Origin of the sequence: Priestia sp. FSL H7-0729, from assembly GCF_038005685.1 — a bacterium.
GTDB lineage: Bacteria > Bacillota > Bacilli > Paenibacillales > Paenibacillaceae > Paenibacillus.
Genome location: NZ_JBBOTQ010000005.1, coordinates 139,641 through 162,767, shown reverse-complemented (window position 1 = coordinate 162,767; position 23,127 = coordinate 139,641). Strand labels below are relative to the sequence as shown.

Genomic DNA, 23,127 nt, shown 5'->3' with positions numbered 1-23,127 from the left:
TAAGGTTCATTGGGAGGATATGCAAAATAGTATCGAAGAATATTCCATAAGCGATGAAGGAACGGTCTTGTATAAAGCACAAGGCACCCCTGTACCACCACCTTGGATATATGTGAGAAAAGGAAACCATCAGGGTTTCCGATATAAAATCCCGCAGCTTCCCTGGAAACTATAAAACGATCTGGTAACTTCTCGAGCGGACATCACCAGAAGTCCGCTTTTGCTATTAATTTGTAGTCTACCTCGCTCAATGGTGACATGTCCTATGGTTCAGGTATCAAATACATCCACACTATTGTTCCTCTCACTTTTCTTCCAATCCATTAAACTGCCTGAGCATGGCGGTGAAACGCTCCAGTTCCTTATTATCCCATCTGGATATACGGTCATAAAAAGCTGACTCTTTCTCTTTGAGTGCACCAACCGTCGATTGTTGACCAAGTTCCGTAAGAGACAGTAACACCCCGCGGCGATCGTTGGGGTCTTGCTCTTTGCTAACATATCCCGACTCTTCGAGTTGTTTGATTAATCGGCTGACCGAGCTGCGGTCCATTGCATTCGCTTCTGCCAAAGCCGCGGCGCTTGTTGGGCCGTAGGAGTAGAGCCACCGTACCAGTTGAAAAGCGGCAGGTTGTAGGTTCGCATCAAAACGCTCGGCAGACCGAACGTTAAGCGCATGCGATGCACTGATCAGTGCATGAATCTGCTCACCCAGCGCTAGCTCCTGGGCTGCTCGATCTTTGGTTTTGACTGGATTTTCACTCATTATTGTTAACTCCCTCTCCCAGATATATGAAAGTAGACTCCTTGAAATATAGTTGACAAATATCAATTAATATTTATAGTTGATTTATGTCCATTATATAATTTCGAATCTATTCGTGTCAAAAGGAGATCTTCTCATGAAAACTAAACATCCCATTATTGTAATTACCGGAGCAACAAGCGGTTTAGGGCAGCTTGCAGCCATGGAACTCGCCAAACGCGGGGCACATCTTATACTCACAGCCCGAAGCAAGGAACGTGCAGAGGCTACCAGGTACAAAATCAAGGAGATCATGCCTTCTGCCAAAATCGAATTTTTCTATGGAGACTTATCCTTACTGAGTGATATAAAACGTGTTGGGCTTGAGATTGCAGCCGCTTATCCGCGTATAGACGTACTTTTGAATAATGCCGGACTTCATGCTTTTGAACAGCGAGTCACGTCCGAAGGATATGCCGAGATGATGGCCGTAAACTATTTGGCACCTTGGCTGTTAACACACACATTGCAACCCTCCCTGCTCCAGTCCAGCCATGCCCGAGTTGTCAACGTTGCATCTGAAGCTTGCCGGAATCATGGCACACTTGTGTTGCCAGATGACTTAACAGATATCACTCCTTTTACTGCTCGCGGTTCCTCTGCAATCTATGGCAAAACCAAATTGCTCAATATTATGTTTACTTGTGCACTGGCCAGACAATGGCACGAAACCGGAATTCGCGTAAATGCCTTGAATCCAGGCTTTAATGTTACGGGGCTTGGACGAGAACTATGGTTTGCAAGTGTGCTTGAGCGCATTTTAACCTTTTTGCACATCGGCGACCCACGACGGGGTGCGGATATCATAACTCGGTTGGCAGTGGAACCGAAGTATGGCGAGGTCTCGGGAGGATACTTTAATGTGGGAAATGGAGAATCTATTGTTCCGATACATCCTGGCGGAGATGAGGGCATGCAAAATAGATTGTGGATGGTTACGACACAATTAATGGAACAACAGGGGTTGCTGGAATAATTAAAAATAGCAAAAAGTCTTTCAGATCAGATCTGAAAGACTTCCACATTCCTCAACGAATAAACAATCAACCAAACCGACCACTAATATAATCCTGCGTACGCACATCGACTGGCTCAGCGAACATGCTCTGGGTAGGTGAATACTCCACGACTTCGCCGTTCAGGAAGAACACGGTCTGCTGGGATACGCGAGCGGCTTGCTGCATGTTATGTGTCACCATCACGATGGTATAACGCTCCTTCAATTCATGCGTCAGCTCCTCGATCTTGAAGGTGGAGACGGGATCAAGCGAAGCAGTCGCTTCATCCATCAACAGAATATCCGGCTCCACTGCCAGCGCACGTGCGATGCAGAGGCGTTGCTGCTGACCTCCGGACAGGCTTAGCGCAGAGCGCTTCAGGTTGTCTTTTACCTCATCCCACAAGACTGCGGAACGCAGGCTCTGCTCCACAATCTCATCCAGCTTTTTCTTGCCATGGATACCGTGCTGTTTGGGACCGAAGGCCACATTGTCGTAGATGGATTTGGGAAAAGGGTTTGGTTGCTGGAAGACCATGCCGATCTTCTTGCGAAGGGTCTCCACATGAACTTCACCATTGTAGATGTCGGTCCCCCCTACAGCCACTTTACCTTCAATCCGTGTGCCGGGTATCCGGTCATTCATGCGGTTGAGGGTACGTAGCAGGGTTGATTTGCCGCATCCCGATGGTCCGATAAAAGCAGTAATTGCACGCTCAGGAATTTCAATGGAAACATCCTTCAGCGCTTGAAACTGACCGTAATACAAATTCAATTTGTTGATCTCAATAATAGGTTGCACAAGGTGCCCTCCCGGGTTGAAATGGAATGATTTGCGGATTCAGCTTAAACAGTTAGCGTTGCTCCAGACGATACCGATCAGCGGCATCCTCTCTTCATCACGCTTGATTTTTGCGAGCATTCAGCCACAAGGGTACACGGAACAGCACATTAATGAGTAACGCCACAAAGATCAGCACCGCTGTTGTTTTCTGCGCAATTTCCTCAGCATCCGGTACAATGGCTTCCGATTGAATGTACCAGAGATGTACAGCAAGGGTTCCTCCCGGCGATAGCAAATTAAAGTCCCACATCTCCCCGGAGGTAGATACCCCAGCGGTTAGAATAATGACTGCACTTTCACCAAATGCACGGCCTGCCGTCAGGCAAATGCCTGTCATGATTCCATTGATAGCCACTGGCAACAATACTTGGCGGATTGTCTGAAGATGTGTTGATCCCAGGGCAAATGACCCATTGCGAAGTTCCACCGGAACGGCCCTGACGGATTCCTCTGTTACCCTGGTAAGCACAGGCAGGTTCAGGAAAGCAAGGCTTACGGCTGCGCCCAGAATGGTAAGACCAATTTCAAAAAACTCCACAAACAGAGCAATACCAAACAATCCAAAGATGATGGATGGCACAGAGGACAATCCCTCCACGCAAATACGAACGGTCTCGATCAGCTTATTGTTTGGAGCAAACTCTGCCAGATATATGCCTGCCGCCATACCAATAGGTATGGAGATGAGCAAGGACAGAATCAACACATAGAACGAGTTGAATAGCGCCGGGCCGATCCCTCCCCCTTCTTCAATCTCACTAGGAACACCGTATAGGAAATCCCAGCTGAGCAGAGGCAATCCTTTGTTCAGCAACAGAAATAACAGTCCAACAATAAATAAAATGACGACAATGCCAACGCCCCATACCATGCCTGTAAAGAGCCGATCCATCAGCATGGATGAACTTCTCCGTTTGCCAAAAGAATACGATGGGACGATAGCGTTCGCCTGCTTCTTCACACTCATACGTTGCGGTCCCCTCTCTTCTGAAGCAGTCTTACGATAACGATCATCAGAATCGAAATCGCGAGCAGTATAAATCCCATCATGTACAGACCATGATTCCAGGTGGAGTCGAATTCAACACTGGAGATCTGCATAACGATATTACTGGTCAGCACGGCTGTTGGTGTGAACAGACTATTCGCGAGCTGCGCTGTATTACCAATGACCATCACCACCGCCATCGTCTCACCGATCGCACGCGTCATCCCAAGAATGAAGGCATACATGATTCCGCCTTTGGCAGCAGGTAAGACCACACGAGTCACCGTCTGGAATCGATTCGTACCAAGTGCATAGGCTGCATCACGGTACTTGTTCGGCACAGCAGATATGGCATCATCACTGATCCGGCTAATCGTAGGAAGCACCATAATGGTCAGCACAATGGACGCTGCGAGCAATCCGTCAGCCAGATCACGTCCGCTAATATCCCTTAGCCAGGGAATGAGGATCGTAAGTCCCAGAAAACCGTACACCACAGAAGGAATACCCACCAGTAGATCCAATATAGGACGCAAAATATGGCGAAGCCATTTGGGTGTCATTTCAGCCAGAAACACAGCAATGATGACAGAGAGCGGAATGGCAAACAACATGGTGAGACCCGTAAGAGCCAGTGTGCCGAGGATGAAGGTCAGAGCACCATAATGTTCATTTTCCGGGTCCCAGTTGGTAGAGAAAAAGAATTCACGTAGCGACACATCTGCAAAGGTAAGCACACCCGTGCGCAGCATAAGGATCAAGATACATAAGAGGACCAGACAGACAAAGCTGGCACTCGCAATACAGACCATGCGAAACAGGTTATTGGACCACCTTAAACGCGCCTTACGGTTAAACCGCGTGCCCGATTCAGCGGCCTTACCAATGCTCGTACCAAGCTCACTCGGGGCGGGGCTGTTCGGGGATGGATTCAAATCGATCATGAAGTGCTCTTCCTTTCACATAGAGAAGCCAGCTTGCGACCGTGCGCAGAAGCTGGCTATCCCTTTTCTTATGAAATGTGAGAATGACGAACGTTTGAAGCTCCGTTATTTTACAGCCGCAAGCGGAATGAATTTCAGCTTTTTCAGGGAACCGTTCTGGAACTTGCTGCTTTGGATGTAATCAATGAACGCTTTGGTTGCACCTGTAGGTTGACCTTTGGTCATGTAATATCCGATACCCCATACTTTGTAGGTTTTGTTCAGAACATTTTTCTCTGTTGGTGCAACGCCATTGATGGATACAGCCTTCATTTTGCTCGTTACATAAGGAAGGTCAATATAACCGATTGCATTGGGTGTCGTTTCAATAGTGGTTTTCATATCACCGCTGGAGCCAACTTCTTTGTAATTGTCGCCTTTGCTCATGAAGTCTTTACCGTCGAGCGCTTTTTGCTGAAAGTTGACCCGTGTGCCGGAACCGAACTTACGGTTAACAACAACGATATTGGCGTTCGCACCGCCGACGTCTTTCCAATTAGTCACTTTGCCAGAGAAGATGTCCTGCAATTGTTTCGTGGTCAGACTGCTTACACCCACATTCGTGTTAACAACAGCCGTAAATACCGTTACCGCTACCGGATTGGCTACCATTCCATCAAATTTCTTGAAGCCAGGCACATCTTTGGATGCATCCCAGTCCACAGCACCGATATCAGCAATCCCTTTACGTACAGATTGAGGACCTGTAATGGAACCAGCGGCGGAAGCCGAGATTTTGACTTTGGGATGATCCTTCTTGAATTCACTTGCAGCCTGAAGAGTCAGTGGAAGCAATGCCGAGGAACCGTTGATGACAATTTTACCTTTCTCCGTGCTCTTGGCAGCAGATGCTGTCGTTGCGCCCCCAAGTCCACCAATTAGCGATACAGCCATGAGCATTGCCGTGAAGGGTTTGATCCATTTTTTCATTTTTATAAACTCCTCTCGAATTGTAAAAGTGTGTGTTCAAAAAGTCTGGTTTTCAGTTGTTTATTTCAATATGTGCTTATCACTCTTGGATCAAAAAAATCACTTCGTAACGGCTCTCCAGCTGCCAGCCGTTTGAACCAGAACCCGGCCGTTTTCAATCACGGCGATTTGTGATCCGGCAACGGTAATGGAGGATACATCGGAAGATACGGTATATAACTTGGTTTGTTTTCCTGTCACCGTGTCGATGGAAATAATGACGCTATTGCTGTCATCTTGCGCAGCCAGTACGTACAAGACGTCACCCGATAGAATCGCTTGCTCTACATCGTGAACGCCATACATCGTTGTTGCCTCCTGGGATGAATCCACAGATTGCAGCGAAGCATTACCGTCCTCGGACGGTACACTTACGTAGTAGGCTTTCTGCCCGTCAACGGACCATACAAACACTTTGTCATCGGTTGAAGTCGTTAATTGCGCCGCTTCAGGTTTTGATATTCCGTTGTTATATGAAAATATTTGCTGTTGATTGGCTGAAAAGTCGATAGACACGTTGTCTTCATCTACATTAGTTGCATCAGAGGTGACCTTACCCAGTGTTGTTACCGTGTAGATGAATCTTTTGCCGTCCGCAGACACATTCAGGTTTTCTTTGTAATCCACCTTATCTTCAACCAGCTTCTTAATTGCACCATCAGCCAGGTTCAGACTCGCAATGACCGACCCTTTATCTCCTTGCAGGAAATAAATCGCGCTTCCGTCCGCAGACCATACCAATTCCGGTTTGATACTCGTGTCGTTTGTTATCAATCTCGAAGCCTTTGTCTTCAGATCTATAACGTAGACAGCTCCATCCGCATTGGTATACGCCGCTTGATCGCCACTCGGGGAAACGACCAGATCCGATCCGCCATCTGTCGTTAACAACAGCTCGTATTTACCACTGATGGTATTCACGAGATAATCGGTTCGGCCATTGTCATCGCTCTTGGAAACAATCAGCTTATCCGTTCCGGCAAAACGGGGATTTTCCGCACCTTCGAGCAATGCTACCGTGCTAACCTCCAGCAGTCCGCTTCTCTTGACGATTGTGCCGCCAACGCTGGATACCAATGGTCGAAGCGCAACGTAGCTTGTGCCTCCAATGATCGTAACCGGTTGATTCAAATTCACTTTGGTGCCATCCACCAGGAGTTGTTTCGCATTGTTCTGGAGTGACACCGTGTGACCATTTAGCTTAATCACCGTTGTTCCACTATGTACTTCCGCCTGCGCGCCAATAGCCTTGATCACATCACGAAGCGACACAAGTGTCTCGCCATTCTTCACGATGGAACGAACGATAACGCTACTTCCGTTTATTGTAAGCGTGGAGTTCTGCACCTGAGCTGTACTAGCCGCAGGTTTCACTGCTGGAGCAGCTGATACTGCACTAACCACAGAAGTTGTTAACACTGTGGCTACCATGGAAACTACTAACACCTTTTTCATTGACATTGGCTTTGGTCACCCTTCTTTTCTCCATATAATTTGCCTTGTATGCTGTGCCCTGCTGTCTGGTATGCTGCATGTATCATCCATATGAGAGCTTGTCCGTCTCATCCCCCTTAGCTTCCACGTTCATAGTAAAAATGACCTATTACTTTTGTAATTATAGGAGCGAATTGTAAACAGGAATTCCTGGAATTGTTAATGAATTGTCAATGTTTTCATATCAACACATTCATATGATTAAATACAACAAAATGACCCATACACAATGTATGGGCCCTTGCTGTTATTATATATTTTCTCATACATTATACTGTGGCAAACACCTGATCGAACCCAGCCTTCGACTTGGCAAATAGTTCATTCGTAACAAGATTCGATGCCGGTGCCAGTACTTCCTGAGCCACCACACCATTGTAGCCAATCGCCTGCAGATTTCTCAGAAATCCGCCCAGATCAATGACCCCTTCGCCGGGATACAAGCGTTCGCCATCCTTTAACTCCTCGATTGGCAAATCATAAGCATCATTGATATGCACATGTACAACCTGCTCTTTCTTCAGCTTCAACAGATCTTCCATCGGTAAACCATTCGTATGCCAGTGATAGGAATCTACGAGCAGGCCTACATTGGGCGCATGGATCGTCTCGATCCAGTCCAGCGTATCCTCCACTCGCCAGATAAACGGATTCTTCCATTGCGTCCGCAAATGATGGCATCCCACAAACTCCAGACCCAACTTAATCCCGTATGCATCCAAGATATCTGCGCAGAGTCTCAAACGTTTCGTAGCCGCGGCCATAAATTGCGCTGCGGGCTGATCCGTTGATGGTAAAATATACGTACAACAGCTGTAACAATTCAGCGAAGCAGAAGCTTCAGCCATGGCAACCAAAGATTGCAATCCCTCACGGAATTGCTTATCTGTTGTCCGCCACTCCACCGTTAGACCCGATGAACCGATAATGACCTGGTTGCTATCCAGTAGTTGTTGCGCCCGCTCCTTACCATACGTTTCAATCAATGAGAGCGGATTCAAATCGACAGATCCGAAACCATACTTGGCCGCCTCTATGATATATTGTTCATCAGACTCGATGTTGCCCAGTCCCGCATTCGTTAACCCTCTAATCATCCCAATCTCCTCCTGTGACTCGTCTGGAATTACAGCTTGTTTATCATTTTATAATAACAGTACTCTCTCAAAAAGAAACCATCATATCCCATTCTTGAAATAATAGAGAAAACTTTCGCAACTTATATCCAAATTATAACGTATTAAAATTAACATCTAATTAAGGAAGGGATTGGTATTTTAAAGTGAAATCCATACACAATAAACATGTACCTACCCTCATATTCCTCATTTGCGTTGTAATTGTGTCCATATTTGTCGGGATATTATCCAGACCCTATTTCACAGAGCCTATATTCTATGTAGATCAGCATAAATACACTTACGATCACAAGCAAGGTAATCAAATTACGTATCGGAGTGGAGCAGCAGCCCCAATTCAGGTCACCGTCAATCAGCAGAAACGTACGGTTAGCATCGATCAGCAGAACTTTGTCATTACCCAAGTCGCATCCACACCTATTGCAACCTATCACTTGGTATATCCTAACGACCGTAAATATACCGTTGAACAACAATCCGAGGAATTAGTAAGCTACGATGAAAATGGGAAGATGCTCTCTCCAGTCAACATGTACATAGATGATCAGAGAGTCATTGACAATCACGAAGAGCACTATAATCCAGCTACGCTCGTAACTGTTGCCTATCCAGAATATCATCATACGCCAGGTACACCTGTTGTCTTGTTCATTGCGCTCGCCGGACTCATCTATGGATGGTGCAGCTTCTATTATCCAAAGTTTCAGAAGTTTCAATTCCTTATCTCTCTCCGCTGGATTTGGTCAAAAGATCCCGAACCAAGCGAGTTTTATTACGTCATGTGCAAAATTGGCGGTATAGCCTGTATGATCGTAGCGATCTGGGGCGCGTTTCAGGCATTTTAAGACATTTGAGTCTGAATCGGCTTAGCATTCACACACATCACCAAAACGGTAATGATGTCCACTTCATGGATGTCATTACCGTTCTTTTTTGGGAAACTGCTCGAATAAAAGGTATCCGGTTCTATCTCAAGATCATTTTCTAAAATGATCTCACCTCACGCTTTCCTCCAGCGCATACCGATTACGTGGAATCTCAAGACCCAGATTCTCCCTTAGCGTCTCATGCTCATACTCCGTGCGGAACAGGCCTCGTTCTTGCAGAACCGGAACAACGAGCTCCACGAAATCTTCCAAGCCATTGGGCACCACGGTACGAACATTGAATCCGTCTGCCGCTTCGCCTTCAAACCATTCCTGAATCTGATCTGCGATCTGATCCGGTGTACCAATGAACGATGTACGCGGGGTAGATGCCAGCAATGCCACTTGGCGCAGGGTCAGCCCCTGTTCGCGTGCCTGCTGCTTGATCTTGTCTGTTGTACTGCGAAAGCTGTTGCTGCCGACCTCCCCAATCTCGGGGAAAGGTTCGTCCAGCGGGAATTGGGAGAAGTCGTAATGATCGAAGTAACGTCCCAGATAATTCAGCGCCTGATCCATACTCACCAGTGAGGCAATTTCCTGATACTTCTGCTCCGCCTCTTCCGTTGTTCTACCCACAATGGGACCGATGCCCGGGAAGATCAGGATATCTCCTGCCTGCCGTCCATATGCCACCGCTCTTGCCTTCACATCCCGGTAGAACTCCCTTGCTTCCTCCAGCGTCTCATGTCCTGTATAGACGGCATCCGCCGAGCGGGCAGCCAGATCTTTACCAGATTCGGATGAGCCCGCCTGGAAAATCACCGGATGACCCTGCTTCGAACGCCCCACATTAAGGGGACCCTGTACGGAGAAGTGCTTTCCTTTGTGATTCAGCGTATGCAGCTTGGCAGGGTCGAAGAATACGCCCTGTTCCTTATCTCCGATAAAGGCATCTTCCTCCCAGGAATCCCAGAGGCCTTTGACCACATTCAGATGTTCTTCTGCAATTTCGTAGCGCAGCGCATGGTTTGGATGTTCGCCTTTGCCGAAGTTCAGTGCCGATCCTTCCAAAGGTGAAGTAACCACGTTCCATCCGGCCCTCCCACCGCTTAATTGATCCAGTGAGGCAAATTGCCGCGCAACCGTGAACGGTTCACTATAGGAAGTAGACAATGTAGCAACCAGCCCGATATGGGAAGTTGCCCCGGCGAGTGCGGATAGAAGTGTCAGAGGTTCAAAGCGATTGAGAAAATGAGGATTGGACTTCTCGTTGATGAAGAGGCCATCTGCAATAAAGAGCAGATCGAACTTCCCTTTTTCCGCGATACGTACCTGCTTCTTGTAGAATTCCAGACTAACACTCGCGTTAGTGGGAATATCCGGATGACGCCAAAAGGAAATGCTGTTACCCACTCCATTCAGATTGGCTCCCAACTTCAATTGCCGTTGTGACATATATTTTCCTCCCTATGTTGTGGTGATGATACTGCCCAAGCCGCTCCCAGCAATAAAATTCCTGTGAATAGAAAAATAAACGGAATGCCGATCCACCCACCGAGAAAACCACCGATTAACGGTCCAAGCACAATACCAAACTGACTCGCCGTCTGACTCAGACTGACAGCCCTCCCACGAAAATCGTGATCAGCATATTTGATGATCAGCGCATTAAGCGCCGGATAAACCGCGGCAAAGAATAGACCATAAACAAATCGCAGGCTACCAAAATAAATCAGATTAGTTGCTGTCATTTGCAGCAGACTGCCAATCCCCCCACCGATCAGACCGATAAACAGGGTTTTCTCGTATCCGATTCTTCCACCAATCTTTCCCCAGCGCGGCCCCATAATGACGGTTGCCACACCAATCGCCGAGAAGACAATACCTGCACTCAGTGTTGCACTGCCAACATCTCCGCCAATCTGGACGACATAGAGCGTCAGCACCGGTTCGATGATGAGCACGGAGGTCGAGACTAGCAGAATCAAACCGTAGATTCGCATCAAACCCGGCGTGGAAGCCGCTCTTTTCAAGTCCCCTATGATCCTTGTTGGAACCAACGTACGGGCTTGCCGTGACTCCTTAACCCCCAGGACCATCATAGCCGCAATCAATGTAATGACAGCCGATGCAATGAAACATCCCCGCAGTCCAATCCAGTGACTCAACACACCTCCGGCAAGAGGACCAAGAATCCCGCCCGCAGCGCTGGCCGTGGAGATCACGCCAAGTGCATAACCCACCTGTTTCTCCGGAGTATCGGTGCCGATCAGTATAATTGAGGCGGGATGAAAACCAGCCATGAGACCCTGAAAGACCCTCACTGCGATAAACGTATATGGATCGTACACAAAGAAGTTAGCCAGATGTGCAATGCCTAGCCCAACTCCTGAACGGACGAGCATCAGTTTGCTGCCATATTTATCAGCCATTGATCCCCAGAAAGGTGCGCATAATCCACTGATTAGAAAACTGATGGAGATCGAAATACCGGACCAAGCCTCCAGGCCGCTCTGGATACCGAGATCATTTTGCAGGAATATAGGAAAGAACGGAACGGACAGCGAGTACGCCATATGATTGAAAAACAGGCCGAACCACAGAATATACAGATTTCGCTTCCATTGTGGCATCTTGGCATTCTCCATACTATATAATTCCTATATAAAAAGTAGGTTATTAACCATATTAGGGTAACGTCATCGGAAAGTATAATAGAAAAGTTCAATAGACCCATTCAAGAATTAAATGAATGGGTCTATACCGTAAACGTTACACTGACCACTGCGCAGTCAGAACGAATATATGAAACCAACTCTACTACGCATGGTAATCATACTATTACTGCACTTGAACCGACATAAATACATCGACCTCATCTTCACTGTCCAATATAAATCCGAATCGTTCGTACAATCGCCGAGCAGGACTTCCCTGCAATACATTTAAAATAACCCGTTTCCCCTGAACTTCATCCTGTTCCAGCAGCATGCTCAATACCTGAGTTCCTATTCTCTGGCCCTGGTAATCGGGATGTATGTAGAAATGTTCCAATAAATATACCTCAGCCTGGGGCTTCAAGGCGACACAACCTACCATTAAACCCTCCACTTCAATAATCCGCGTATGGACAGGGTCGAATGTATTTCGGAAACGTTCACGCACCTTCACATCATCGTACCTTCCCAGTCTGGTTAGATCATCGTACAGTACTAACGCTCGCAAATCAGCGAGTTGCTCTTGGTCTGTCTGCACAGCTTGACGCATAATTATTTGGTTCATTAATTGGATTCCTTTCCATTGAAGACACGCTAAATTTTGAATGTCTTATCGCACGATAGAGATAGACACTCAAAATCATACCTTTGGCAGCTCACTTGAGCAACATCGGAATTAAGAACGTATTATATTTTTCTAACTTAATTAACTCCTAAAAAAATAAAAAAAGCCCAAAAAGGACAGTGCAGTCTTGCTTATACAAATAAGCGAATCCGCAGCCGTCCCTTCCGGGATGTACATTATTTAATAAAACGACGAAGCATGTTAAGCATGTGAAACTTGTGCCACCTGTTGCAATGCTTCCAGACCCAATGCGAGCGCACCACATAAACCTGCATGTTGGCCCAATCCGGGTTGGACGATATATTGGTCAATATGTTGCGTGATTGGAGCAGCATTCACATAACCATTGAGATTACGTACAACCCTCTCCCGGATCATTGGAAACAGATGATCTTGCTGCATCACACCACCACCTAAGATGATCTTCTGCGGCGAATGAAGCAGGATGGCCGTGGTGATCGACTCCGCAATGTAAAAGGATTCGATCTCCCATGCGGGATGATCTGCCGGCAGTTCAATGCCGGGACTTTGCCACCGCGCTTCAATCGCTGGTCCTGCAGCCATCCCCTCCAGGCAATCGCCATGATACGGGCATAATCCATTAAAATGATCGTCCGGATGGCGTCTTGTGCGAATATGTCCACCCTCGGGGTGTAACAATCCATGCACTCGCTGGCCCCCTGCCACAAGTCCGACACCAACGCCTGTGCCAATCGTGTAATATACACAATTGTCCAGTCCTTGCGCTGCTCCCCACGTCACTTCACCGAGCGCGGCAGCATTCACATCCGTATCCCATCCGATAGGAATCGGAAATTCATGCTTCAAGGTTCCAACCACATTGCAATTCCCCCACCCTGGCTTAGGTGTTGTTGTAATATAACCATAGGTGGGACTATCCGGTTGCAGATCAATCGGACCAAAGGAGCCGATCCCCATGGCTTCTACATCTTTATCCCTAAAATAGTCGATTACCTTGGTAAGTGTTGTCTCAGGGTGTTCTGTTGGAAAGCTGATCCGATCTTCTATGTGTCCATGCTTATTCCCTACACCACATACAAACTTCGTTCCGCCCGCTTCTATGGCTCCAATACGCATCGTTCTGCACTCCTTCCCTTCATTACAATTGACCTTTAGCCTTGCTCGGTGAGATCTCATAGATATGAAGTGAAGAGAAGACCAGATCGATATTTTCGGCATGAGCAGAGATGCCCTTGGAATCCACATCCGGGTAGATCAGATCCGTAATAACGGCCTGACCATCATTTGCAAATACCTCCACAGATGAATGATCTACAAAGATACGCAAACTTTGGTTTACATTTACCTCTTTTAACTCAGCTGCATGGCGTCCCAGGAAATGTTCATGAAAATCGCCGATACCCGAGCGACTGCGATCGATATACACTTCAACTCGGTTGGCGTCTACGCCAACGAGCGTTTCGTTGTCAGCTCCGCTTCTTAAGGCAAAATGGAACGACTGATTCGGAGCCCACTCTGCATGGATCTCATAGTTCACTAGTTGCAAAGCGTTTAACTGCTCACTCACTTGCTGAATCGAAGTATCCTTTAGAGACAATACTGGCGTACGGGCTTGCTCAAGTTCACGTGCAGGACGTTGAATCAATATAACTTCTCCCGCTCTTGTCTCCAGTGTCAACTCCCGGGCAATGGTCATTGCTCCACGGTAATTATTGGTTGGCGTCTGGTTGGCATACATCCAGTTGCTCATCCAGCCGATAATGAGGCGTCTTCCATCTTCCTCAGGAACGTCAGACCAACTAACCCCTGCGTAATTATCACGACCATAATCAATCCAGCGAACCGTATGGGATGCCTCGTCTGGGACAAATGTACTTCCATCAAAATCTCCGGTAAAATATTGCGTTCTGGAGCCTTCAATAAAAGCAGGATCTGCACCGATGCTAACGAGCATCACCCATTTCTCCTGCCCTGAATCTCCATCCACTGCAAGTGGGAACAGGTCGGGGCATTCCCACACGCCATCATGTGAACCAATCCCGGCGCCAAATTCACTTCCTAGCGTCCAATCCTTCAGATTGGGAGAACGATACAGACATACCGTTTGCCCACATGCGATTATCATAACCCACTCCTTGGTCTGTTCATGCCAGAACACTTTGGGGTCACGGAAATCAACAAAGGACTCATGCTTTAATACCGGATTACCCTCGTACTTAGTCCAGGTTCTGCCGCTGTCTTTGCTATACGCCAGACTCTGGGTTTGTATGGCATCTCGGTCTTTAACTTCAAGATGATGGGTGAAAATAGCAACCAATCCTGGCTCACCCTCAAAGAATCCGGTTGTATTATTCCAATCCACTACGGCACTTCCCGAGAATATAGTGCCATTCTCATCGGGGAGTAAGGCTATCGGAAGTTCCTCCCAGGAAATCAGGTCCCTGCTCACTGCATGGCCCCAATGCATGGGGCCCCATGTGGTTCCATGTGGGTGATGCTGATAGAACAAGTGATACTCCCCATTGAAAAACACCATACCGTTCGGGTCGTTCATCCACTTTTCTTTCGGTGAAAAATGGTATTCATTTCTATAATCTTGTTTAAGTATTGTCGACATTATGGTTTCTCCTCCGTACTTTTCTTTATTGGTTATTACGGTCATATCCCGCTTGTTTAATCTGTAGCCATTCTTGCAATCCAAGGCGATCCAGCTCTTTCAAGTAAGCATCCCATTCCTGATCTATTTTCCCGTTCTGATACCACTCCGTACGCAGACGTAACACGTAGGCGAAGAGATCGGTCTCAATCGTGGACAATCGATCCAGTTCATCAATGGAGAAGAACACACTTGGATATACGTTCTCCGCTTTCATATGCGGCACCATAACCTTATCGAGAAGTTCCATGCGCCAAGCCGCATCTTCCGGTTTGGTGGTGTATTTGTCATAATAACTGTCGAGAATGGCCAATGGTCCCGCGATACTCGTTTTTTGTCTGAGTTCCACAGGTGCAGATCCTTCCAGTGGAAGATGCTTCAGCATCCCTTTGGCTTCATCGAATTCAAAAATATTTTGCTGACTCTCATCTCCATAGGTACCCCAGTTGTTCTGCACAGATTGGAGCGGATCGTACAATTGGTCTACCCACTTCGCTGTGGATTCCAGGTTTTTATTACTGCTTGTAATGACCATGCGACCACGATCAAGGCCAATACCATTCGTTCTTGTGACGTTAACTTCTCCATCAGGTCCGGCAATTGGAGGCAGAACATCATACGTATCATTCATGCCCGTAATGTTGGCTTTATCCCAAGTGAAGTACATGCCATACTTGTTGTCCTTGCCTTTTGCCAGATACGTATTCCAATCCTGCTGATATGATTCCACATCCACGAGACCTTCCTGAACCAGTTCATGAATGTATTTAACCGCTTCCTTGTAGCCTTCATCAGCTGCCGTAAAGACCACTTTCCCATCATTGGTCACCACGGTATGATCCCAGTTCTCTCCGAGTCCAAATGCGGCAAAGAGAAATGTCAGATCTTCTCCGCCTGGCTTGTTAATAAAAGACAATGGAATTTCGTCGGCCTTGCCGTTGCCGTTGGGATCTTGGGTTTTGAACGCGATCAGCACTTCTTTCAACTCTTCGGTTGTCGTTGGCATCTTCAGTCCGAGCTTGTTCAGCCATTCCACATTAATCCATGGCAAGTTATCCACTGCCTGAATTCGTTGTTTGCCACTTCCGAGTTCTTCAATCCATGGGAATGAATAGATATGTCCGTCCGGAGCTGTAATCATGCTCTTGTATTCAGGAGCTTCCTCCAGCACCTTTTTCAGATTGGGCATGTGTTGTTCAATCATGTCTTCAAGTGGAATGATCGCCCCGTCCTTCGCCAGTTTGAGGAGATCATAATCCCCGTAACCTGCATCAAATATGGCATCCGGCAAATCACCGCTGGCTACTGCCAGGTTTCTTTTTTCCGCAAACACATCACTCGTGTAGTTTTTCCAATTGATATGCACATTGGTTTTTTCTTCGAGTCGCTTGTTAATGAGCTTGTCGTTCGGATCAGCTGGAGCCAGCGGAGAACTCTGTGTGATAAAATTCAAAGTCACCTTGCCATCAGGGGATTGCGCCTCACTTGCCGCCCCGCCTCCACCCCCGCCACAGGCGGTTAGAAAGAGCATCGCAGACAACATGGAAATGGATGCCGTTGTAGCGGCTTTTCTGGACTTGTTCACTTTTTTCATGATAATGACCTCCATGGATTGGGTTAGATCAAACTTGCTATAGTGCAGGCTGTTCACTACTTGAGGGAACCGACCATGACACCTTTTTCGAAATACTTCTGGAAGAACGGATACATGATGATGAGTGGCAGACTCGATATGACAATGGCTGAATATTTAATCATCTCCGAGAGCCGTTTCAGTTCCGCCATCGCGAGTTGGTCACTGATCATGCCCGGTGCAGCCTGATTCTGAATCAGAATGGAACGCAGAACGAGCTGTAACGGATGGAGGTTCGGATTATCCAGATAGATCATCGCATCAAAGTAGGAATTCCACTGCCCAACGAACGCATAGAGTGCGAGTACAAATATGATGGGCTTCGACAACGGAATGACGATCTGGAAGAAAATCTTCATCTCGGAGGCACCATCCACATTTGCAGCTTCCTTCAGTTCCCGAGGGACTCCTTTGAAAAAGGTTCTGGAGAGAATGATGTTCCACACGTTAACGGCTCCTGGAATGATGATTGCCCACACCGTATCCAGCATGCCGAGATTGCGTATGAGAAGATAGGTAGGGATTAATCCCCCGCCAAAGAACATCGTAATGATAAAGATAATCATGAAAAATCCGCGTCCCGCGAGCCTTTCATCCGACAAGGCATAACCTGCGAATATGGATACGGTCACGGTGATCAGTGCAAAGGAAACCGAGTACAGTACCGCATTTGCAAACCCCCGAATCATGGCTGGATTGGACAAAATCATCTGATATCCATCCAGACTCCAATCGGATACATTGAAGGACAGTCCACGATTCAACAACACAGTAGGGTCCATGAATGAGGCGATAACAATATAAATCAGGGGAACCACCACAACCAGTACAGCACAAGTGAGAAAAATGGCATTGAGTGTGAGGATCAATCGATCCATCCCCGTGTGTTTAACAACCATGGATCATACTCCTTTCCTAATAGAGGCCTTCGCCTTCATTCAATTTCTTCACGATCAGATTCACCGTCACCAGCAAAATCACATTGATAACCGAGTTGAACAATCCCACTGCCGCAGAATAAGCGTAATCTCCGGACTGGAGTCCCACCTTATAGACATACGTGGCAATAATCTCGGAGGAAGGCAGGTTCATGGACGTCTGCATCAGATAGGCCTTCTCAAATCCAATGGACATAATGCCACCAGCTGCCAGGATAAAGACGATAGCCATAATCGGTCGAATGGTTGGAAGGTCAATGTGCCGAATACGTTGAAGGAGGTTGGCTCCATCCAGATTGGCGGCATTGTGGAGCTCCGGATCAACATTGGCCAAAGCTGCGACATATATGATGGATGCCCAGCCCGCCCCGGTCCAGATATCGGACAAAATGTAGATCCAGCGGAAGTATTCCGGTTCAGACATGAACATGATCGGCTGACCTGTAATCCATGTGGCGAATTGATTAATCGGCCCTGTCGGTGAGAGGAAGATGAATAACATACCAACCACGACAACAACCGAGATGAAATTGGGTGCATACAGAAACAACTGAATATTTTTCTTCACGCCAGCTTTGCGTACCTGATTCAGCATGAGTGCCAGCAAAATGGGCACTGGGAAACTGAATATCAATCCCAAAAAGCTGAGTTTAAGCGTATTCATTAAAATGATATCGAAATTGGGTGAGGCTATAAATTTCTCAAAATGCTTTAATCCCACCCAATCACTGCCCATAATGCCTTTGATCGGACTGAAATCCTTAAACGCAATAATGGCTCCGTACATCGGGATATACTTGAAGATTAGAGTCAAGATTAAGGCTGGTGCGAGCAACATATATAAAAAGTAATTCTTCTTAAGCTGCTGCAACCTGTGACCATTGGCCGTCCTCACTTTTACTCCCCTTCCTCTGCCCTTTTTGGTGTCCACTATGTTATCCAACATGTTACCTCCGTTCCATTCCTGAAGTTGACAATCGTTTTCGGTAAGGGCTTTCAATATTTACAATTGCCTATTTGATAATTTACAATTTATCAGGTGTTCAAGGAATTAGTCAATACATTTTGTAAAAAATATTTGTGCATTTGATTATTTCTTCTTTGCCTAAATGTAAATAAAACACGCTGGAATTCCATATAATTAGCACCAATTCGGTGATATCAACATAGATCTTTCTTTATCACCGCTGATATTCATCCAATCACATTACACTTGTAACAAAAATTTTGGAACAATTATGAAAATAAAATTCGTGTTTCGAATTGTAAACAAAATTGTGCATTTGCAAAGTAAAGATTGCTATTTGTTCCGTTCTATTATACATTTGACTTAGAGAAGAATATGGATGACTATTGATGAGCAGAGGTGAAGCATTAGATGGCAAAGGAAAAAGTCACGATACAAGACATCGCTGATGCTTTGGGGATCTCCAGGAATACGGCTTCCAAAGCATTGAACGATAGCGGAAACATCCCGGATGAGACTAGAAACCGTGTAATTAAAAAAGCAATTGAACTCAAATATAAACAGTTCGCCTATATGGAAAATGAGCATGTTCTAACCAAGGCCCCGGGCAATATCGCCTTGTTAACTGAAAACCTGCCTAATACATCTCACTTTGGTTCGTTGTTAATCAGCGGTTTGGAGAAAAGAATCAGTGCGGAGGGATACAATCTCTCGATTCATATCGTGCGTGAAGAAGATCAAGATGCGCTTACACTTCCCAACAATTTTGATATTGCCAAAGTAGATGGCATCATTTGCATTGAATTATTTGATCTGGAGTACACTCAGCTGATTACCGATCTGGGCATCCCGACGATCTTTATCGATTGCGCTTCCAACATATGTTATCCCGAATTTCATGCAGATTTGCTCCTTATGGAGAATGAACACAGCATCTATCAGATCACCAAAAAATTAATTGAGAGCGGCTACACAAGTATCGGATTTGTTGGAGACTACAATCACTGTAAGAGCTTTAATGAACGATGGGTTGGGTATCACCGGGCTATGCTTGAATCGGGGTTGCAGGTAGATCTATCTCATTGCATTCTGGATAATGATCGCCTCTGCTTCTCCAAGCCAGGATGGTTAAACCAGCGGGTGGCAGAGCTGACTTCCTTACCTTCCGCTTATGTATGCGCTAATGATTTTCTTGCCATCGATCTGATCCGTGCTTTGAAAGCCAGAAATGTTTCCGTTCCGCAGGATGTTGCGATATGCGGATTCGATAATGCACCCCAATCCCGAATTATTGAGCCTGCATTAACGACAGTTCATATTTACAGCAATGAGATGGGGATTAAGGCTGCGGAGATGCTGTTATCCCGGATTAATAGCCCGACACAGCCGTATCAGGTCTCACATATTGTGACCAAACCCATCATCAGGGAGTCTACGCCAGCAATCATGGCCGATCATTCTCAGATGGTTCATGGTTCGGCAAAATAAAAAAAACGTATGTCTCACGAATAACAACTCGTGAAGCATACGTTTTTTGTGTTTTCGACTTGGCTGGCTGTATGGGGACTTTATCCTATCCAGCGCTACCCAGAATAGAAATCATCTCGCGATTAAATTTCTTTCAAGATGCCTTTTACCAAACCAATAAAGGTTGTTTTCACTTGGGCAGCCACTTCAATGACTTCGTCATGACTTAACGGCTGATCCAGAATGCCACAGGCCATATTGGTCAGACAGGAAATGCCCAGTACCTTCATACCGCCATGGATGGCAACAATAGCTTCAGGTACCGTAGACATACCCACGGCATCCGCACCCATCGTGCGAATCATGCGAATCTCTGCTGGTGTCTCATATGCCGGACCGCTCCACCATGCATACACACCTTGCTGCAGGCCAACGTTTTGCTCTTCTGCAACCTTAAGGGCAATGCTGCGCAGTTCGCGATTGTATACCTGTGATACGTCCGGGAAGCGCACACCCAGTTCAGCATTATTCGGTCCCATCAACGGGTTGTTGCCCACCAGGTTAATATGATCTGTAATGAGCATCAGTTGTCCCGGCTCAAAGCTAGTGTTGATTGCTCCGCAGGCATTGGTGATAAGCAACTGCTCGACACCCAGCGCTTTCATAATGCGAACAGGGAATGTCACTTCGTCCAATGTAAACCCTTCATAGTAATGAAGGCGGCCTTTCATCGCTACAACCGTTTTGCCCATCAGCTCACCAATAACCAATTCATTGGCATGACCGATTGCCTCGGATTGCGCAAAGTAAGGAATTTCTGTGTAGGGAATAACCGTCGCATTTTCAATCTCGTCGGCGAGCGCTCCCAGCCCCGAACCCAGAATCATGCCTATGGCAGGTTCGGAATGGATTCGGTTTAATATGTAATCTCTTGCTTCCTGAATATGTGTGGATTGATGCATAATGGTATCCTCCTGATGATCTCAATTGAGTTAATGAGGTCTTACTCATCAAGTGTAATGAACAATGGTCCTGATGTAAATGGAAGCTGTTGTCCGAATCAAGTGGATATGTGAAAAGCCTTCAAGCCATCTGCCTGCTGTTCAACCCACTGTTTGAATTGTTTCCGTAACAAATCATGGCCTCCCTGTTATCAGTCTAACATGCATTTTTCTTCTCATTAAAAAAAACGACCCTGTGTCACAGGATCGCTTAAAACCATATCGAGCATGTTACTCCAGTGAATATTTGTTCCTGCTTTTCACGTAATCGACCAACATGATTAGTAACATCATGAGTGTGGCAAACATCATCAGCCTGGCGAGCGTACCCTCTTCAAAAATGAAATAGGCTACCACCAAGTTCCCTGCAAATGTCATCAGGTAGTTGCGGATGCTATCCATGTTACTCATCTCATTTCGGACGGAAGTTTGATTCAATACGCAAACAGCTTCATTGTTCGTTATCTTTGATAATACGCCAAAATGATTCCTTTGGCTGCAACTGTTGATCAAATACAAAAGGCCAGTTTTTGCGTCCGCGTACCGGAAAATGGTCCAACCAGGTGTAATTGTCCGCTACTCCCCAGAATGTCACTGAGGTAACGGATGATTTATACTCACGGAACAGATCGAAGATTTCTTCATATCGACGCTCCTGCAACTCGGCCATTTCCGGAGTGGGGGCAGTGAGGTCCGTTCGACGATCCTCGTAACGGAATACCGACATATCCAGCTCGGTAACATGCAGCTGCACATCCAGTGAAGCATAGCGCTCAATCGCCATACGGATATCCTCAATCGAAGGACCATGAATATTCCAATGTCCCTGCATCCCTATTCCGTGTATAGGCGCTCCATTATCCAATAAGGACCGAACCAGATTGTATATTTTCTCCCGTTTGACCGGATCTGTCTCATTGTAGTCATTATAGAAAAGAAGCGCATTCGGATCAGCTTCATGAGCCATGCTGAATGCTTGCAGCAAATAATCTTCTCCCACTAGCTGTAACCACTTTGTGTCCCGCATGAATAAGTCGGTCTTGTCTTCAATCGCTTCATTGACGACATCCCACGCATATATTTGCCCCTTATATCGACCTACTACCGTATCAATATGTTGCTTCAAGCGGGATAATAACAGTTCTCTAGACGCGGGAGCACCCGAAGTATCCTCGAAAACCCATTTCGATGTCTGATTATGCCAGACCAAAGTATGTCCGCGAACCCCAATTCCTTGGGCAACAGCAAAATCAACAATTTCATCCGCCGCCTCAAATGTATAACGATTCTCTTCCGGGTGAAGCTCTTCGAATTTCATCTGATTTTCAGCCGTAATGCTGTTAAAGTGTTTGGCGATAAATTCCCCTTCGGACTGCAACATTCTGGTATGTATAGCAGCACCTATTTTGAACGTATTAGCGTACGAAGCTTGTAGTGATGGAATTTCTGTTGGCATTTACAATTCCTCCCTGCCCGTTTTTGTTCATCATACCGTCTGTTGAATACGCTTACAATGAACAAATTATACTTCTTCCCCCTCATATTTAACTATTTATGGTCCTGGGCCCTGTTCGTTCGCAAAACAAAACACCTTCACGTCCGTTCCACTGCTCATCGCAACAGAACTATTTCGTGAAAGGTGCCATGTGATCGTGATGTTCAGCTCATTCAACTCATACACCAAGAGGTATGAAACGTTACAGCTTGTCCACCTGTAACAAGGTGACTTGTTTCACTGTACATGCCAGATTAATTTGCTCCTCGGACAGAATGTTCAGCTTGACGAGACTTTTCAGCTTATGGCTGTCTACCTTGGACAACAATCGCCAGATGTCCGGGTCTGGAAGAGAAGCATACAGCTTCTGATCATCGTATTCCTTCCGGTTCTGAAGCACTGTCCTCACGGTGTAACCACCAACCTGCGTCTCATAGACCCCTTGTTCTGCACAATATGCAACGATTTCATCTCGTAGTACAGACAACTGTTGCTCAATATCTTTTTGCTGCTGCTTCAATTCAAAGTAGGTTTGTACTTTCTGTTCCATATCGATCACGC

The 23,127-nt window shown here is 46.4% G+C and carries 22 protein-coding genes; 3 read left to right on the top strand and 19 right to left on the bottom strand.

From position 1 onward, the window contains the following. Nucleotides 1-304: 304 nt before the first annotated feature. On the bottom strand, nt 305-766 hold the full coding sequence (locus tag MHH93_RS13980; protein WP_500054511.1) for a MarR family winged helix-turn-helix transcriptional regulator: 462 nt from the start codon (nt 764-766) through the stop codon (nt 305-307). Nucleotides 767-902: 136 nt separating this feature from the next. Here MHH93_RS13980 and MHH93_RS13975 point away from each other — a divergent pair, with 136 nt between their 5' ends. Beyond that, a complete protein-coding gene (locus tag MHH93_RS13975; protein WP_500054510.1) occupies nt 903-1,781 on the top strand; it encodes an SDR family NAD(P)-dependent oxidoreductase in 879 nt (292 codons plus the stop codon). Nucleotides 1,782-1,848: 67 nt separating this feature from the next. On the opposite strand, the gene pstB is transcribed toward MHH93_RS13975, so the two are convergent. The 6 genes from pstB to MHH93_RS13945 form a co-directional block, all read right to left on the bottom strand. Beyond that, a complete protein-coding gene (gene pstB, locus MHH93_RS13970; RefSeq protein WP_500054509.1) occupies nt 1,849-2,604 on the bottom strand; it encodes a phosphate ABC transporter ATP-binding protein PstB in 756 nt (251 codons plus the stop codon). Nucleotides 2,605-2,701: 97 nt separating this feature from the next. Beyond that, entirely contained in the window at nt 2,702-3,613 is a 912-nt protein-coding gene (pstA, locus tag MHH93_RS13965; protein WP_500054508.1) for a phosphate ABC transporter permease PstA, read from the bottom strand. Further along, on the bottom strand, nt 3,610-4,578 hold the full coding sequence (pstC, locus tag MHH93_RS13960; protein ID WP_500054507.1) for a phosphate ABC transporter permease subunit PstC: 969 nt from the start codon (nt 4,576-4,578) through the stop codon (nt 3,610-3,612). Before pstC ends, pstA begins: the two co-directional genes overlap by 4 nt. 105 nt (nt 4,579-4,683) lie before the next feature. Then, on the bottom strand, nt 4,684-5,547 hold the full coding sequence (locus MHH93_RS13955; RefSeq protein ID WP_124115738.1) for a phosphate ABC transporter substrate-binding protein: 864 nt from the start codon (nt 5,545-5,547) through the stop codon (nt 4,684-4,686). A gap of 99 nt (nt 5,548-5,646) precedes the next feature. After that, nucleotides 5,647-7,047 (bottom strand): stalk domain-containing protein, encoded by a 1,401-nt coding sequence (locus MHH93_RS13950; protein ID WP_500054505.1) that lies wholly within the window; start codon nt 7,045-7,047, stop codon nt 5,647-5,649. Between the two features lie 302 nt (nt 7,048-7,349). After that, a complete protein-coding gene (locus tag MHH93_RS13945) occupies nt 7,350-8,177 on the bottom strand; it encodes a sugar phosphate isomerase/epimerase family protein (RefSeq protein WP_500054504.1) in 828 nt (275 codons plus the stop codon). Nucleotides 8,178-8,422: 245 nt separating this feature from the next. Between MHH93_RS13945 and MHH93_RS13940 the strand changes: the two genes are divergently transcribed. Next, a complete protein-coding gene (locus tag MHH93_RS13940; RefSeq protein ID WP_500054503.1) occupies nt 8,423-9,064 on the top strand; it encodes a DUF6199 family natural product biosynthesis protein in 642 nt (213 codons plus the stop codon). A 150-nt stretch (nt 9,065-9,214) separates the two neighbouring features. Here the strand turns inward: MHH93_RS13940 and MHH93_RS13935 are convergent, their stop codons facing one another. From MHH93_RS13935 to MHH93_RS13900, 8 genes are all read right to left on the bottom strand, one after another. After that, nucleotides 9,215-10,540 (bottom strand): LLM class flavin-dependent oxidoreductase, encoded by a 1,326-nt coding sequence (locus MHH93_RS13935; RefSeq protein WP_500054502.1) that lies wholly within the window; start codon nt 10,538-10,540, stop codon nt 9,215-9,217. Then, entirely contained in the window at nt 10,522-11,718 is a 1,197-nt protein-coding gene (locus MHH93_RS13930) for an MFS transporter (protein WP_500054501.1), read from the bottom strand. Before MHH93_RS13930 ends, MHH93_RS13935 begins: the two co-directional genes overlap by 19 nt. 208 nt (nt 11,719-11,926) lie before the next feature. Then, nucleotides 11,927-12,367: a GNAT family N-acetyltransferase gene (locus tag MHH93_RS13925; protein ID WP_500054500.1), complete on the bottom strand. Its 441-nt coding sequence runs from the start codon at nt 12,365-12,367 to the stop codon at nt 11,927-11,929. A gap of 261 nt (nt 12,368-12,628) precedes the next feature. Further along, nucleotides 12,629-13,525: an ROK family protein gene (locus tag MHH93_RS13920; RefSeq protein ID WP_500054499.1), complete on the bottom strand. Its 897-nt coding sequence runs from the start codon at nt 13,523-13,525 to the stop codon at nt 12,629-12,631. 22 nt (nt 13,526-13,547) lie between these two features. Next, nucleotides 13,548-15,026: a glycoside hydrolase family 32 protein gene (locus MHH93_RS13915; protein WP_500054498.1), complete on the bottom strand. Its 1,479-nt coding sequence runs from the start codon at nt 15,024-15,026 to the stop codon at nt 13,548-13,550. A 25-nt stretch (nt 15,027-15,051) separates the two neighbouring features. Next, the gene (locus MHH93_RS13910) at nt 15,052-16,659 is read right to left on the bottom strand and encodes an ABC transporter substrate-binding protein (RefSeq protein ID WP_500054497.1); all 1,608 of its coding nucleotides are present in this window, start codon (nt 16,657-16,659) and stop codon (nt 15,052-15,054) included. A gap of 56 nt (nt 16,660-16,715) precedes the next feature. Beyond that, nucleotides 16,716-17,597: a carbohydrate ABC transporter permease gene (locus tag MHH93_RS13905; RefSeq protein ID WP_215076232.1), complete on the bottom strand. Its 882-nt coding sequence runs from the start codon at nt 17,595-17,597 to the stop codon at nt 16,716-16,718. A gap of 16 nt (nt 17,598-17,613) precedes the next feature. Beyond that, complete coding sequence (locus MHH93_RS13900; RefSeq protein ID WP_440390817.1) at nt 17,614-18,474, bottom strand: ABC transporter permease; 861 nt, start codon at nt 18,472-18,474, stop codon at nt 17,614-17,616. A gap of 540 nt (nt 18,475-19,014) precedes the next feature. On the opposite strand from MHH93_RS13900, the gene MHH93_RS13895 reads away from it, so the two are divergent. Then, a complete protein-coding gene (locus MHH93_RS13895) occupies nt 19,015-20,091 on the top strand; it encodes a LacI family DNA-binding transcriptional regulator (protein WP_500054496.1) in 1,077 nt (358 codons plus the stop codon). Between the two features lie 122 nt (nt 20,092-20,213). Here MHH93_RS13895 and MHH93_RS13890 read toward each other — a convergent pair whose 3' ends face one another. From MHH93_RS13890 to MHH93_RS13875, 4 genes are all read right to left on the bottom strand, one after another. Next, nucleotides 20,214-21,032 carry a purine-nucleoside phosphorylase gene (locus MHH93_RS13890; RefSeq protein WP_500054495.1) on the bottom strand — a complete coding sequence of 273 codons (819 nt, stop codon included), beginning with the start codon at nt 21,030-21,032 and terminating at the stop codon, nt 20,214-20,216. 270 nt (nt 21,033-21,302) lie between these two features. Continuing rightward, the gene (locus MHH93_RS13885; protein ID WP_500054494.1) at nt 21,303-21,473 is read right to left on the bottom strand and encodes a hypothetical protein; all 171 of its coding nucleotides are present in this window, start codon (nt 21,471-21,473) and stop codon (nt 21,303-21,305) included. Nucleotides 21,474-21,522: 49 nt separating this feature from the next. Then, complete coding sequence (locus tag MHH93_RS13880; RefSeq protein ID WP_500054493.1) at nt 21,523-22,527, bottom strand: endo-1,4-beta-xylanase; 1,005 nt, start codon at nt 22,525-22,527, stop codon at nt 21,523-21,525. Between the two features lie 241 nt (nt 22,528-22,768). Then, nucleotides 22,769-23,116, bottom strand: coding sequence for a hypothetical protein (locus tag MHH93_RS13875; RefSeq protein WP_500054492.1), 348 nt, complete (start codon nt 23,114-23,116; stop codon nt 22,769-22,771). Nucleotides 23,117-23,127 lie beyond the last annotated feature (11 nt).